General features: G+C 63.5%; 12 protein-coding genes. 3 read left to right on the top strand and 9 right to left on the bottom strand.

Going from position 1 to position 12,995, the window contains the following annotated elements:
• Nucleotides 1-14: 14 nt before the first annotated feature.
• From QRN45_RS00645 to galU, 4 genes are all read right to left on the bottom strand, one after another.
• A complete protein-coding gene (locus tag QRN45_RS00645; RefSeq protein WP_284762365.1) occupies nt 15-800 on the bottom strand; it encodes an SDR family oxidoreductase in 786 nt (261 codons plus the stop codon).
• A 21-nt stretch (nt 801-821) separates the two neighbouring features.
• The gene (locus QRN45_RS00640; RefSeq protein WP_308196819.1) at nt 822-1,547 is read right to left on the bottom strand and encodes a hypothetical protein; all 726 of its coding nucleotides are present in this window, start codon (nt 1,545-1,547) and stop codon (nt 822-824) included.
• A 308-nt stretch (nt 1,548-1,855) separates the two neighbouring features.
• Nucleotides 1,856-2,428, bottom strand: coding sequence for a GNAT family N-acetyltransferase (locus QRN45_RS00635; protein WP_171983522.1), 573 nt, complete (start codon nt 2,426-2,428; stop codon nt 1,856-1,858).
• A gap of 54 nt (nt 2,429-2,482) precedes the next feature.
• Nucleotides 2,483-3,388, bottom strand: a complete 906-nt coding sequence (gene galU / locus QRN45_RS00630; protein ID WP_078108149.1) for a UTP--glucose-1-phosphate uridylyltransferase GalU — start codon at nt 3,386-3,388, stop codon at nt 2,483-2,485.
• Between the two features lie 117 nt (nt 3,389-3,505).
• Between galU and QRN45_RS00625 the strand changes: the two genes are divergently transcribed.
• The 3 genes from QRN45_RS00625 (at nt 3,506) to cpaB (ending at nt 5,492) form a co-directional block, all read left to right on the top strand.
• Nucleotides 3,506-4,111: a 5-formyltetrahydrofolate cyclo-ligase gene (locus tag QRN45_RS00625; protein WP_284762155.1), complete on the top strand. Its 606-nt coding sequence runs from the start codon at nt 3,506-3,508 to the stop codon at nt 4,109-4,111.
• Nucleotides 4,112-4,289: 178 nt separating this feature from the next.
• Nucleotides 4,290-4,553: an FmdB family zinc ribbon protein gene (locus QRN45_RS00620; RefSeq protein ID WP_059387425.1), complete on the top strand. Its 264-nt coding sequence runs from the start codon at nt 4,290-4,292 to the stop codon at nt 4,551-4,553.
• Between the two features lie 261 nt (nt 4,554-4,814).
• Nucleotides 4,815-5,492 carry a Flp pilus assembly protein CpaB gene (cpaB, locus tag QRN45_RS00615; RefSeq protein WP_241709805.1) on the top strand — a complete coding sequence of 226 codons (678 nt, stop codon included), beginning with the start codon at nt 4,815-4,817 and terminating at the stop codon, nt 5,490-5,492.
• 40 nt (nt 5,493-5,532) lie between these two features.
• Here cpaB and QRN45_RS20980 read toward each other — a convergent pair whose 3' ends face one another.
• The 5 genes from QRN45_RS20980 to QRN45_RS00595 all read right to left on the bottom strand — a co-directional run bounded on the left by QRN45_RS20980 (nt 5,533) and on the right by QRN45_RS00595 (nt 12,884).
• The gene (locus tag QRN45_RS20980) at nt 5,533-5,778 is read right to left on the bottom strand and encodes a hypothetical protein (protein WP_372489686.1); all 246 of its coding nucleotides are present in this window, start codon (nt 5,776-5,778) and stop codon (nt 5,533-5,535) included.
• Nucleotides 5,779-5,787: 9 nt separating this feature from the next.
• The gene (locus tag QRN45_RS00610; protein ID WP_372489687.1) at nt 5,788-9,684 is read right to left on the bottom strand and encodes an AAA family ATPase; all 3,897 of its coding nucleotides are present in this window, start codon (nt 9,682-9,684) and stop codon (nt 5,788-5,790) included.
• Nucleotides 9,685-9,812: 128 nt separating this feature from the next.
• Nucleotides 9,813-11,417: a glutamine-hydrolyzing GMP synthase gene (gene guaA / locus QRN45_RS00605; protein WP_241709806.1), complete on the bottom strand. Its 1,605-nt coding sequence runs from the start codon at nt 11,415-11,417 to the stop codon at nt 9,813-9,815.
• A gap of 109 nt (nt 11,418-11,526) precedes the next feature.
• Nucleotides 11,527-12,045, bottom strand: coding sequence for a DUF3817 domain-containing protein (locus QRN45_RS00600; protein ID WP_241709807.1), 519 nt, complete (start codon nt 12,043-12,045; stop codon nt 11,527-11,529).
• Entirely contained in the window at nt 12,042-12,884 is an 843-nt protein-coding gene (locus tag QRN45_RS00595; RefSeq protein WP_241709808.1) for an SURF1 family protein, read from the bottom strand. Before QRN45_RS00595 ends, QRN45_RS00600 begins: the two co-directional genes overlap by 4 nt.
• Between the last annotated feature and the right edge of the window lie 111 nt (nt 12,885-12,995).

The raw sequence follows: 12,995 nt of genomic DNA, 5'->3' as shown, positions 1-12,995 counted from the left end.
CCAGTGTCCCTAGGCTACAAACTATCTTCGCGCTTTGCCAACCACGACTCGAACGTGTCTGTCCCGGTCCGCTGGCTTGGGACCAGATTCAGCCCCTTCCGAAGATATCTGCCCATCTCCCCCGGCAACGGCACCTCCACGAGAAGCCCGGCACGGCCCGACGCCTTGCGCCAGATCTCAGCAAGTTCGCGCATGGACCGGATGTCCGGTCCGCCGATGGTTCGCCTCCGGTGCCGCTCTTCTGAAGGCTCCCGCAACGCCTCGGCAAGCAACTCGGACGCCACATTCGCCGGCGAAATCGTTTGAAAGCGCGCACCCTTGAAGACCGGGATGAGGCGGACTTTCGAGCCCGCCTGGAAAACCGCCGTCACGAGGCTGTGGAATTGGGTGGCCCGCACAACAACCGTCTCCAGCGACGAGAGTGCGTAGACCCGCTCCTTGTCTGCTTTGGAGACATAAAACGCCGCGCTGCTCTGGTCGCAATTGATGATCGAGAGGAGAACGGCCTTTCGGACTCCGGCGACGGTGGCCGCGGCGAGCAGGCGCGCGCCGCCGTCGGCGAATTTCCTCCGCGCTTTTCCGAATTGCCCTTCCAAGCAATCGATCACCACATCGGCCCCCTGCAGGGCTTCGGCCAGCCCGGCACTGGTGGTGACGTCAGCCTGAAAGTAGCGCGCGCCGTCGCGATGGACTGGTGACGCGCCCGACGGCGGGCGGCGGCTCAGCACCGTCACGTCGAGCCCGGCGTCGAGCGCCAAACGGACGACTTCACGGCCCACTTGTCCCGTGCCACCTGCCACGCAGACGGTAGTCACTGGAGGTTATGCCCGGCGGCGCTGCAAGACGTCGTCGAGGTTGCTGAGGCCGCTCTGGGGCTTGCCGTGCTGCGCCTGGACCGACGCGCCCACGGACGGTGCGCTGGCTGGCTTCAACGTCGGCTTGCCGAGGGGCTTGGGAGCCTCAGGCAGGTCGAGGGGCTCGGGGGCGGGCCGCGGCGCCTTGGCGGCATCGACGTATGTTGGTTTGGGGACGTCCACGGGCTGCCATTCAGCTTCCTTGGATTCCGCTGTAAACCGGACTGTGTTGTCGCCGGCGGCGACAGCAACATTGAGGGCGGCTTGACGAAGTTCGACGGCGGTCAGTCGCGTCGCTTCACGGGCGTGGGCTTCGGCGTCGAAAATCTTGGTCGCCGGACGGTCCGTTGCAGGAGCGCTTGCGCGGGGACTCTCGGCTGGAGGGGCCATCGCGTTCCGGAAGGCCTTGTTCATCTTCGCCCTGCGGTCCCGGATGGCCAGTCGGCGAAGCAGGAAGACGGTCGCGACCACGCCCACTATGCATCCCAGCGGCAGCCACGCGGAAACGAGGCCAAGAATGCGGAGGACGCCGGAAACGGCAGCCGCGAGCAGGAGGAGAACGGCGGCAAGGGCAAGGGCACAGCGCCCGTATCTGACTTTGAAGACCGCTGTTTCCGATGCAGCATCACGCCGTTCGCCGGCGCCGGCCGATACCTCGGGCAATGCGGTTGCGGTGCTCTGCATGGTTTCCATTGCTTTCTCCTGCCGAGGGGTGATTGACAGAACCACCCCGGCTTGCAGTTCATGAGCGTCTTCGTCAATAACATCTGTTGGGAAGTCACCGGCCATCTGGATGTGCTGGCGACGATTCCGGAGTATGTATGGCGCAACCCAAACGATCCACAGCGCGACAGCAATGACCAATATCACCGAGCTGCTGAGAGGGAAGTCCACAATCAAAACCGTAGAAGCAAATAGCCGGAGGCCACCGCATTGCCAACGGTGTGTCGTCGGAGAGTCGGCAAATCAATGGACTTATGACCCTTATTCGCCGAAAGCGGCTAGTTGGCTCCGTGCCGAAGCCAAGCGGCCAGCAAGCCTCCGGGGACCTCTTCCGAGGTCAACGCAAAGCTTCGATGGTCAGCCCATTCTCCGTTGATGTGAAGGAAACGCTCGCGGCGCCCTTCGTCGCGGAATCCCAACTTCTCGACAACTCGCAGGCTCGGCCCGTTCTCCGGCCTGATGTTGATCTCCATCCGGTGCAAGCCAAGGGCTTTGAAGCAATGGTCGGTGGCCATGGCAACCGCAGTGGGAGCTATTCCGCGGCCGGCCCGGGCCTGGTCCACCCAGTAGCCAAGCGTGGCCGTCATCGCCGATCCCCACATGATCGAAGAGACCGTCAACTGCCCTACGATCCTAGGCTCCTGGAATCCAGGAATACGCTCCGTGATCACAAAGGGGAGCGCACTCGCTTGCCGGGCCTGGGCGTTGAGGGAAGCCACCATCTGCCGGTAGTTGGGAAGGCGACCACCCGGGGCCGGGTTGGAGGCTTCCCAAGGCGCCAGCCAATCACTGTTGCGTGAGCGGACCTCGGTCCATTCCTTCTTGTCCCGGTAGTGAATGGGACGCAACATGAGGTCGCCGCATTCGAGCGTCACCGGCCATATGGCCGACCCCCACACAAGGACCTACTTGCTGAGGCCGGCGGCAAAGCCCGGCAGCCACTCCCGCAGTCCAGGCCCGAGGTCTTCGCTGTCGCATGCGAGCTGGACGCAGGCTTTGAGGTAGCTGAGCTTGTCTCCGGTGTCGTAGCGACGGCCACGGAAGACGACTCCGTAGACGCCGCTGCCCTCACCCTCGCCGGCAGCCAGGACCTGAAGGGCGTCCGTCAGTTGGATCTCTCCCCCACGGCCCGGTTCGGTCTTCTCGAGAACGTCGAACACCGAGGGGTGGAGTACGTACCGGCCGATCACGGCCAGGTTGGACGGAGCTTCGTCGGCAGCAGGCTTTTCGACAAGTTGTTTGATGCGGACGTAGCCGTCTTCACCGATGTCCTCGATGTCCGCGCAGCCGTAGGCGCTGATCTGGGAGGGCTCGACTTCGATGAGGGCCACAACGGATCCACCGGTTTTGTGCTGGACCTCGATCATGTCGCTGAGGAGCGTGTCCCGGGCGTCGATGAGGTCGTCGCCGAGAAGAACCGCGAAAGGTTCGTACCCGACGTGCTGCTTTGCACGCAACACTGCGTGTCCCAGCCCCTTGGGGTCGCCCTGGCGGACGTAGTGAATATCGCCGAGGTTGCTCGTGGCCTGCACCGAGTCCAGCTTGGTGATGTCTCCCTTGGCCTCCAGCGTCGCTTCCAAAGCCGGTACCCGGTCGAAGTGGTCTTCCAATGCACGCTTGTTGCGGCCTGTGATCATGAGGACGTCATTGAGTCCCACGCTCACAGCTTCTTCGACAACATATTGGATGGCCGGTTTGTCGACTACCGGGAGCATCTCTTTGGGCATGGCTTTAGTGGCAGGCAGAAACCTGGTGCCGAGTCCGGCTACAGGGATAACGGCCTTGCGGACGGCGCAGTTATTGGAAGTCACCGGACTAATCTAACGGAAGTAACTGGACAATGGGCAAAAAGGAACGTGCCGGCCAAAAGGAGCACACCGTTCCTTTCCCCATCCCTGAGCCGCACAGCAGCGGGAAATGGAGCAAAAGTGACTTTGAAAGACGACATCCGCCGGGATCACCGCAAGCGCCGGCTCTCCTTGACCGGGCAACAGCGCGCAGAGGCTGGAGCGGGGATTGCCCGCCGGGGCGTTTCATGGGCGGCTGATGTTGCCCATGGGAGACCCGCGACTTTCGCGGCCTATCTCGGAGTGGCCGCCGAACCGCCCACAATGCCTTTGCTCGCTGCGCTCCACGCGGCCGGGCACAGGATCCTCCTTCCCGTCTGCGAACCGGAACGGCGTCTGAGCTGGGTCTATTGGACACAGGAGACCGCTTTTGTCCGCTCAAAGTATGCCCCGATCGACGAGCCGGTGGGCGAACGTTTCGACAGTGACGTCATCAAGGATGCGACCGGAATCTTCCTGCCGGCCACCGCCGTCGACGAGGGTGGAAACCGCATCGGCCAAGGGGGCGGTTACTACGACCGGCTCCTCGACAAGCTCGACGCCGACGGGAACCGTCCGCCGACTGTGGCCGTCGTCTACGACCATGAAGTACTGCCTGCGGGGACGATCCCGGCCGAACCGTTCGACAAGCCGGTGGCGGAGGCACTCACCCCACATCGGATCGTCCAGCTTGTTCGGCCCGCATGATGAGGCTTTACCGGCCTGTCTGCTTCGCCACATTCCCCTGTCTGCTTCGCCACATTCCGTAGTACCGGTCCCGACGCCGGATGATAGAATTGGCACTCAGGCCCTGGGACTGCTAATGGACGGAACAATCCGCCTCGGCAGCACAGGACCTGCAGTTCGTCCCGGAGGAGGATCACCAGTGCCCACTTACGCCTATGCCTGCAAAGACTGCGGACATGCCTTTGACATCGTTCAGGCTTTCACGGACAGCTCCCTGTCCGACTGTCCTGAGTGCCAAGGATCGTTGCGCAAGAAGTTCAACAGCGTGGGCGTTGTCTTCAAGGGATCGGGCTTCTACCGCACCGACTCCCGGGACTCCAAGGGAAGTACTGTTTCGGCCGCTCCCGCGGCACCTGCCGCATCTCCGGCTCCGGCGTCCGTTCCTGCGGCTGCCGCGAGCTGATTCCTGGGTACCAGTTGCCCCCGGTTTTCCACATAGCTCAACGTTTCCACATAGCTCACTAAGGCCCTGCCATGCGCCTTAGTGCCCGGTTAGCGTGGCAGCATGCCCGCAACCCCGAACGCTTCCCAAGGCCCCGGTTCAGCATCGCCTGGCTTCGGTCCAACCAGGCCTTCATCGATTCCACGCAATAGCCTGCCGGGGCCGATTGCCGCGTCCCACACCCGCCGTCTTCGGGGTTTCCCCTCCAAAGCCGGAGGCCGCTTGGGTCCTCCCAAGAGACAGTACAAGCACCGCACCTTCGCTAGCTGGCTGAACCGCAACCGTCGCCTCGTGGTGGCACTCCTGCTATGCGTGGCGGTCGGGGTCGCAGTCCATCAATTGACTCCTGCTTCGGAGCAGCGAGCCATCGTCCTGGCCGCCGCGCGGGATCTTCCTGCGGGGTCCAGCTTGACGGATTCCGACCTCAAACCACTCGAAGTCCTTCCTGACGGAATCCCAGCCGGGGCGCTCACGCCCGGCACTGCCTATAGGGGAAAGCAGCTCGCCTCGCCCCTGCAGAAGGGGCAGATCCCCACAGACGCGCAGATCCTGGGACCCGGCCTGCTGACCGGCACCGCACCCGCGACGGCGGCCGTTCCGCTGCGCATGGCCGATCCCGCTTCTATTCAACTCATCTCGCCGGGCCAATTGGTCAACGTTGTGCTCACTGCGGCCGACGGGTTCGAAGGGCCCGGCAGGAAATCAGAACTCCTGGCGGCTGCGGTCCCGGTTTTGTGGACGTCCGCGCAAGGAGGCAAGGCCGGCCAATGGTTGGGCACGAACGAGGCGGACGGCCTTGTGGTTGTCGCTGCCAATCCGCAACAGGCCGAAATCCTGGCCGGGGCTTCCACACGCGGGAAACTGTTCTTTGTCCTCGTCAGTCCCCCAGGTAACCGGTAATGCGAAACCCCGCCGGAGAGTCACCACCATGATGGTCCATTCAGCCCCAGTGCGGGGGCCTTTGTTCCTTCAGCCAAGCGTCATGGTCGTAGCTGGATTCATCGCCCCAACGGCGCGGATCGTCCTCGGAAGCTTTCTTGGGCAGAATACCTTCTCCTGCCGGCTTCCGTTCCGGTGCGGGCTTCACTTCTGCCTTCTCCTGCGTGGCCAACCCGGTATCAGCGTCTGCCGCTCCGGCGCTGGTGTCCGCGGGCGGCCTGGAATGAGTGCTTTTGCTTTCCGCCATTGCGTTTCCTTAGGGGATAGCCGGACCCGAGCCAGCGCCTTGCGCGCCGCTGGACCTGGCCGCGGAGGGTTCCGCCTGGCTATTCAGTTCCAATTGTTCAACATCGATGTCCAGGAATCCATCCTGGACATCACCATACGATGGCGCCACAGGCTTCTCGAGTCCCAGATAGGATCCAATGCGATCCGCGCAGGACGAGGGATCCGTGAATACTTCGATGGTCCACAGCGACATGTAGCGCCAGCCAAGGCGTTCCAGGAGCTGTGGCCGGAGCCTGCTGCGCTCCCTCACGCTCATGCGGCGGTATCGTTCCGTGCCATCCGATTCAATGGCCACCGGCGTAGGCATTTCGCTGTCATCCCGGCCGATCGTGTGCACGGGATCGGCCGCCGCGGCGATGTCCAGGACTCCGTCATAGTGGTGCCACACGCGCGCTCCCCGGGCTCGGAGCCGCTCGCCCAGATCCGCCACCAACGGATCCTCGCCGAGCGCTTGCTCGCTGGCGGCTGCCCTGGTGGCCGGTGTCCCCAGATCGGAGTTCCCCGACAGTTCACGGTCAAGGAGTTCATGGAAGTCGACGGCGCCGTGGGCCAGCCGGTCAAGATCGAGGTCTTCCGGACGGAAGCAGCTCAGGACGTGCATGGACCTTCGGGAGCGGGTCATAGCCAGGGCAAATTTGTTTCGCCCGCCTTCGACGGACAGAGGGCCGAAACTGTGCAGCGCCCGGCCATGCGGGGTGCGCCCGAAGCCCAGCGAGAAAATGATGTGGTCGCGGACCAGTCCCTGCGCGCGCTCCAGATCCACCACGCGGAAGGACTCCGCGCCGGCGTTGAAGAAACCCGAGAGCAGCGGATAGTTGGGAAGTTGGAGCCGGATGGCTTCACCGATCCTTGCGGCATGGCGCAGGCTTGCGGTGACGACGGCGAGCGAGGTCCGCGGCCGGAGGCTGGCGTGTTGAAACACCAGGTCAACTACGCGGTTCACTTCGGCGGCGACAGATTCGACACCTTCGTGGTCGGCACCAGGCAGGCCGGTGCCGTCCGGGATGTATTCAACCACTACCGAGCGGTCCAGCCCCGTGACGGACTGGCCGTCCGGCAATCGACGCAGGCCGCCGTCGTAGTAGTTCTTGCTCAACTGCAGCAGGAGGTCTTCGTCAACCGCCCGGTACACCCAGTTCAACTGCCACGTGGGCAGGACCCGGGCCAAGGCACTGAACGCACTGTCCACGGTGTCCTGGCTCGCGGCACCGGCCATGGGCGGCTCCACCGCAACGCTGAACGTGCGGGCGTTGCCGATCTTCGCGTCGCCGAAGGCAATCACTTGGTGGGCTCGCGCGATGGCAGGCAGCACAGCCTGCAAGGACGTGCTCTCGGCATCGAGAATCACCACCGCATCGAACTTCTGTTCGGCAGGCAGGAGGCTCGTCAGCAAGTACGGACTGATGGACCACACGGGAACGAGCCGGGCTACGAGGGCAGGTGCCTGGGCGCTCAGCGCCGAGAGGGTAACGCGGCCATCTTTGATCAGGTTCCGCAGGAGTTCCGATTGGCGGGGATGTTCAGCGATTCCGGCCCGCCACATTTCGGCGAGCCTCCACCGCAGCCGGGCAGCTCCACTGGCGATGTGCGCGTGGTCCGCCAGACGGTACTCGGCTTCAAGCCGGCGCAGGGAATCGCCGTCGGACATGGCGAGGTAGTCGTCGCCGCTGATCATTGCTTCGAGGGCGGACTGCCACCAGGCAAGGTCCAGTTCCGCGGCAACGGATTCGGCAGGCACTTCCCGTTCGGCCAAGTCCGCAAGAAGCTCGGCGAGCCCATGCTCGCGCATGTTCTCGACCAGAAGCGTGCGCTCTGGAAGCGTTTCCAGGGTGCCCGTGTCGGCAACAAGGCGCTCAAGTCGCTCCACGAGCTCTTCGTAACGGCTCGCGTGCAGATCACCGCCGGCAGCCGTATGTTTGAGGCAATCGCCCAGACGGCGGAGGTCCCTGTCCAGTTCGCGGTAGCTGGCGCCCAAATCCGCGAGGCCGGATGGCACTGCCGGATGGCGCTGGGTGGTGGCGTACTGGGACCAGAGGGCCCGTTGTTCCTGAACGAGGGCCAAGGAGCTGTGCAAATCCGCAATGTGGACACCCGGGCGCACATATTCCTTTGCCACGCGGCGCAAGCGGGAGCGCTGCATCGAGGGCATCTCAAGGCCCCGCTCACGGCGCCAGGCGGAGGTAGCCGTAGCCGAGATGAGATCGTGGACCGGCCGGTCAAAAATGTCCGGGGTGAATTTGTCCAGGCTTTCCCGTACCGCCATCAGGAGCTCAAGCTGAGCGCCCCATTCGGCGAAGTTCGCCCCAAGCCGGATTTCGGAGTGCTCCGCGAGCTGGTTCATCCGATCCCGCAATTGGGGAAGTTGTTCCGCGGCGCTGCTGGCCAGTTGCTGCGCTTCCTCGGTCTCCTTGCGGGTGACCAGGCGCGCCCCGTACCAGGGGCTCGACGTCGATGCCCGGCTGAAGCTGCCAAGCTCGGCGGCGCGTCGCAATCTTTCAGCCAACTCAGCGCGGTCCTTGATGTTGTCCAAGACACTGCGCTTCAAGCGCACGGTCGTGGCGGGAGCGGGTTGGATGGCGGTCAGTTCCGCGAGCGATTGCATGGCCTGGTAGGGCGAACATCCCCAGCGCTGGCGCACGTTGTGCAAAGACGCGACATGGTCCATGAGGGCATGCCGGTGCTCGGTCAAGGTCTTGTGCAGGTTGGCAAGCTGGGGTTCCAGCGACTTTTCGTTGCGGATGATGGCGCTGACGAGCTGGCCCTTGAGCTGCTGCGGAGTGGCACCGTTGCCCGGCCTGAAGACCATCGATTCGAGGCCCAGGGCTTCAAAATGGCCCGCCAGACCGTTGAGGCTCGCTCGCCGGTCGCCCACGACGAGCACCGATTTGCCCTCGTTGACGAGGGCGCCGATGGCATTGATGGCCGTTTGCGTCTGGCCGCTGCCTGGCGGGGTGCTGACCACCAGCGAATCGCCTGCCCGCACGGCATCCACGACGTACTGCTGGTCCGAGTCCGCATCCAGGAGGAGCGACTCTTCAGAAGGGTCCCGCTCGTCGAGGTTCGGGAACCTTCCGGACTTGATGGGCTCAGGTTCCACGCCCCCGCCGTTGGCGGCTTCGAACAGCGATGCAACGATGCTGCTGTTCTCGTTGATCCAGGGGTCTTCCAAATTCCCGGACAGATCTGCCAGCGTCGTGATGAGGAGATTCGGGGTGACCTCGGCACCGTGGATCGGCTGCACCAGCGTGGCAAGACGGTCAAGGACCGGCAGGGGGTCAAGTCGTGCGGTGTTGTATGCCATACGGCTCACGGCATTGACGTCAAAGACGATGCCATGGACGGTCTTCAAATGCCGGACCAAAGCGGGGTTGATGCCCGCTTGCTCGGTGAGTTGCAGCTCGTAGTCGTCTTCGCCCGGCCGTGCCGTGAGTGAGATGGCGGCCAACATGACGGGGGCGGAGACGCGTTGGGGCTTTCCGCCCACGGCCGACGTCCAGACGACCGTGCCGCAGGACAGGTAACCGGCGTCGATCCCCCGGTCGTTTCCCAGTTCGAAAATCTTTGAGCGAAGGTTCCTGGCAGCCCGCGCGGCAACAAGATACTGCTGGCGGTCCCGGATCAAGGTGGAAAGCCGGGTTCGGCGCCCGGCGAGGAGCTGCGCCAGGCCTGATGGGTGGCCGTTGCTAAGGTCTATCGACCCTTCCGGCGTCTTGACGAAGCGCAGCATGGTGTCCGCGCCAGTCACGGGTTTGAGGCCGGACAGCCATTTCCGAAGCTCTACGGAGCCCTCTTCGTGGCTTTGACCTACTGACACCGCTGCCTTCTTTTCTGTTCTAGCTCGAGACGACTTGGACCAAATCGGCATACTTTCGAGGGTAGCGGGAATCCACCGGCAGTCCGCACCGCAACACTGTTGGAAAGGCAAATTACCCCTGATTTCAGGGGAAAAACAAAGTGACCGGTCCCTCAAACAGGGACCGGTCACTCAGGATGCTATTCCCACTCGATGGTTCCCGGCGGCTTGCTGGTGACGTCCAGTACCACGCGGTTGACCCCGTCAACCTCGTTGGTGATCCTGTTGGAGATCCTGGCGAGGAGGTCGTACGGCAGCCTCGACCAGTCGGCAGTCATGGCGTCCTCGGAGGAAACCGGGCGCAGTACGATCGGGTGTCCGTAGGTGCGGCCGTCGCCCTGCACGCCAACGCTGCGGACGTCGGCGAGGAGTACGACAGGCATCTGCCAGACGTCGTTATCGAGTCCGGCCGCGGTGAGTTCGGCCCGCGCGATGGCGTCCGCCTTGCGAAGCAGCTCGAGCCGTTCCTTGTTCACTTCGCCGACAATGCGGATACCCAGGCCGGGTCCGGGGAACGGCTGGCGTCCGACGATTTCCTGGGGCAAGCCGAGCTGTGCGCCCACTGCGCGAACCTCGTCCTTGAACAGGGCGCGGAGCGGTTCAACAAGTTCGAACTGCAGGTCCTCGGGAAGACCGCCCACGTTGTGGTGGCTCTTGATGTTCGCGGCACCTTCGCCGCCGCCGGATTCGACGACGTCCGGGTACAGGGTGCCCTGGACGAGGAACTTGATGCTCTCGCCTTCGGATGCGGCCTCGGCGATGATGGCCCGCTCGGCCTCCTCAAACGCGCGGATGAACTCGCGGCCGATGATCTTTCGCTTGGTCTCGGGGTCGCTGACCCCGGCCAGCGCCGAAAGGAATCGCTCCTGCTCGTTGGCGACATAGAGATTGACGCCGGTTGCGGCAACGAAGTCACGTTCGACCTGTTCGGCTTCACCTTCGCGCAGCAGCCCGTGGTCCACGAAAACGCAGGTCAGCTGATCGCCCACGGCGCGCTGCACGAGGGCTGCGGCTACGGCCGAGTCGACGCCACCGGAGAGGCCGCAGATGACTTTGGAATCGCCGACCTGCCGGCGGATCCGGTCCACTTGCTCTTCGAGGATGTTGCCCGTGGTCCAGTTGGGCTTCAGGCCGGCACCGTTGAACAGGAAGTTCTCCAGAACCTGCTGGCCGTGCGCCGAGTGCTTTACTTCCGGGTGCCATTGCACGCCGTAGAGATGCTTCTCTTCGTTCGCGAAAGCTGCCACAGGTGCGCCTGCAGTTGTAGCCAGGACTTCGAAGCCCTCAGGAGCTTCGTGAACCGAGTCTCCGTGGCTCATCCAGGTGTTCTGGGAGTCCGGAACGCCGGCAAGGATCGAACGGGCTTCGCCGACAGTGGTGGCCTCGGTGGCGCCGTACTCGCGCAAACCGGTTTGCGCGACTTTGCCGCCGAGCGCGTTGGCCATGGCCTGGAAGCCGTAGCAAATGCCGAAGACCGGCACGCCGGCCTCGAAAAGGTCCGCGCCGACCCTCGGGGCACCCTCGGCATAAACGCTGGAAGGTCCGCCGGAGAGGATGATCGCTGCCGGGTTCTTGGCCAGAAGCTGCTCGGTGGTGAACGTGTGCGGAACAATTTCCGAGTACACATTCGCTTCACGGACGCGGCGGGCAATCAGCTGCGCGTACTGGGCACCGTAGTCAACAACCAGCACCGGCTTCTGGGAAGTCTGAGCTTCAGAACTGAAGGGTGCGGTGGGAGTAGTCACCGTAACAGCCTACTTTGCCGGGATGCCCCGGTGCACCTTGAAGCCGGTCGTGAAGCCGGGAAACCAGCCCGACGTTAGCGATCTCACAATGCCCGCCGTGGCGGGCCCGTCAGTAGCGCTTGGACGCCCGCGGATTCGCGGCGAGTTCCATCTCTACCTCCGAGTGGAACTTCTTCTCCACAATGAAGGACATGAGAGGGACAACGCCGCCCAAGGCGAGCAGGATGAGCTTCATGAACGGCCAGCGCATGAGCGACCACAAGCGGAAGTCCGAGATGAGGTACAGCACGTACATCCAGCCGTGGACGATCAGGACTCCGACGGAAACGTTGACGCCACCCAGGACCGCCTTCGACTCAGCATCCGCGAATCCAAAACCGAAGGGCTGACCGGTGATTGCGTTGGTTCCGCCGGCAAAGAGATACACGCCGAACACATAGCGCGCAACGAGCTCGGCGCACAGGAGCAGCAGCATGGTACCGGTGAGGTAGGCCATGACTTTGTAGAATTTCAAGGCCGAGCGGATCTGGGCAGTCGTTCCGCCGAAGCGGCGCTTCTTGGCCGCGGTTGGCTTGGCGGCAGATTCTCCGGACTGTTCGGGCTGGATGGCCGGTTTGGGCTCAATCATGGCTTTACCTGTTCTGGCTTGGTACTTGCTGGCAAATCGTCTGACGGGAATTCGTCGTCGGGCTCGTCCTCGTCGTCTTCGAGGGTGCGCCGGTAGTCATCGGCCACCATGCGCCACCAGACGTAGAGGGCGAATCCTGCAAAGACCACCCATTCCACGGAGTAGAAGAGGTTGAGCCAGTTGATTTGTTGGTTGGGGGGTTGGGCCGGGATGTTCAATGGCTTCAGCTGCGTCGGAAGGGCGAGGGTCTTGCCAGCCGATACTTCCGAGGTCGCGGCGACGAAGCCGGGATAGCTTGAGACTTGCCACGTGTTGATGAGTTCCGCGACCGACACCGCAGACGCGCGGCCCGCTCCGGCGTCGACGTTTGGCACCGGCGCCTCGGACGGCAGGAGCCTCCCGGTCAGTTCGATAGTGCCCGACGGCGGAGGCCCGGCTTGGGCGGGATCGGCCACCCAGCCGCGGGCCACGGGGATCCAGGTCTTCGCGGAGGCGGCGACACCGTGCAGGACGGGGGCGCCGTCGACAGCGAACGCGTTCACTACCCAGTACCCTTTTTGCCCTGCCAGAAGCCGGCCCTCCACAAGGACCTGCTTGGCGGGGTCGTAACTGCCCTTGGCGCTGACCATTTGGTCCGATGCGGTGCCCGGGAAGAACGTTCCAGGCTGCAATACCCCGGTAAGCGGCTTGACTTGCTCCACCGCGGGGTTGTCAACCGGGGCGTCGCTCTGGGTGGATCTGCCGAACTGCCACTGGCTGAGCAGCACAAACACCCCGGAGAGCAGGAGCGCGAAGACAAGTCCTGCGATCCAGCGGGGCTTCAGAGCGGTTTTCAACACCCCTTAACCGTACTTCGTCAAGCTGTAGAACAGCTAAACGAACCGGCCTCCCCCAAGGGGGGTGTCCCTATGTTTTTGTCAAGCATTGGGACGGGTTTTTCTTCGAGATGG

This window comes from Arthrobacter sp. efr-133-R2A-63, from assembly GCF_030209795.1.
Taxonomy (GTDB): Bacteria; Actinomycetota; Actinomycetes; order Actinomycetales; family Micrococcaceae; genus Arthrobacter; species Arthrobacter bambusae_A.
Note: the sequence above shows the minus strand (reverse complement) of the source record. Positions and strands in the feature narration are given on the sequence as shown.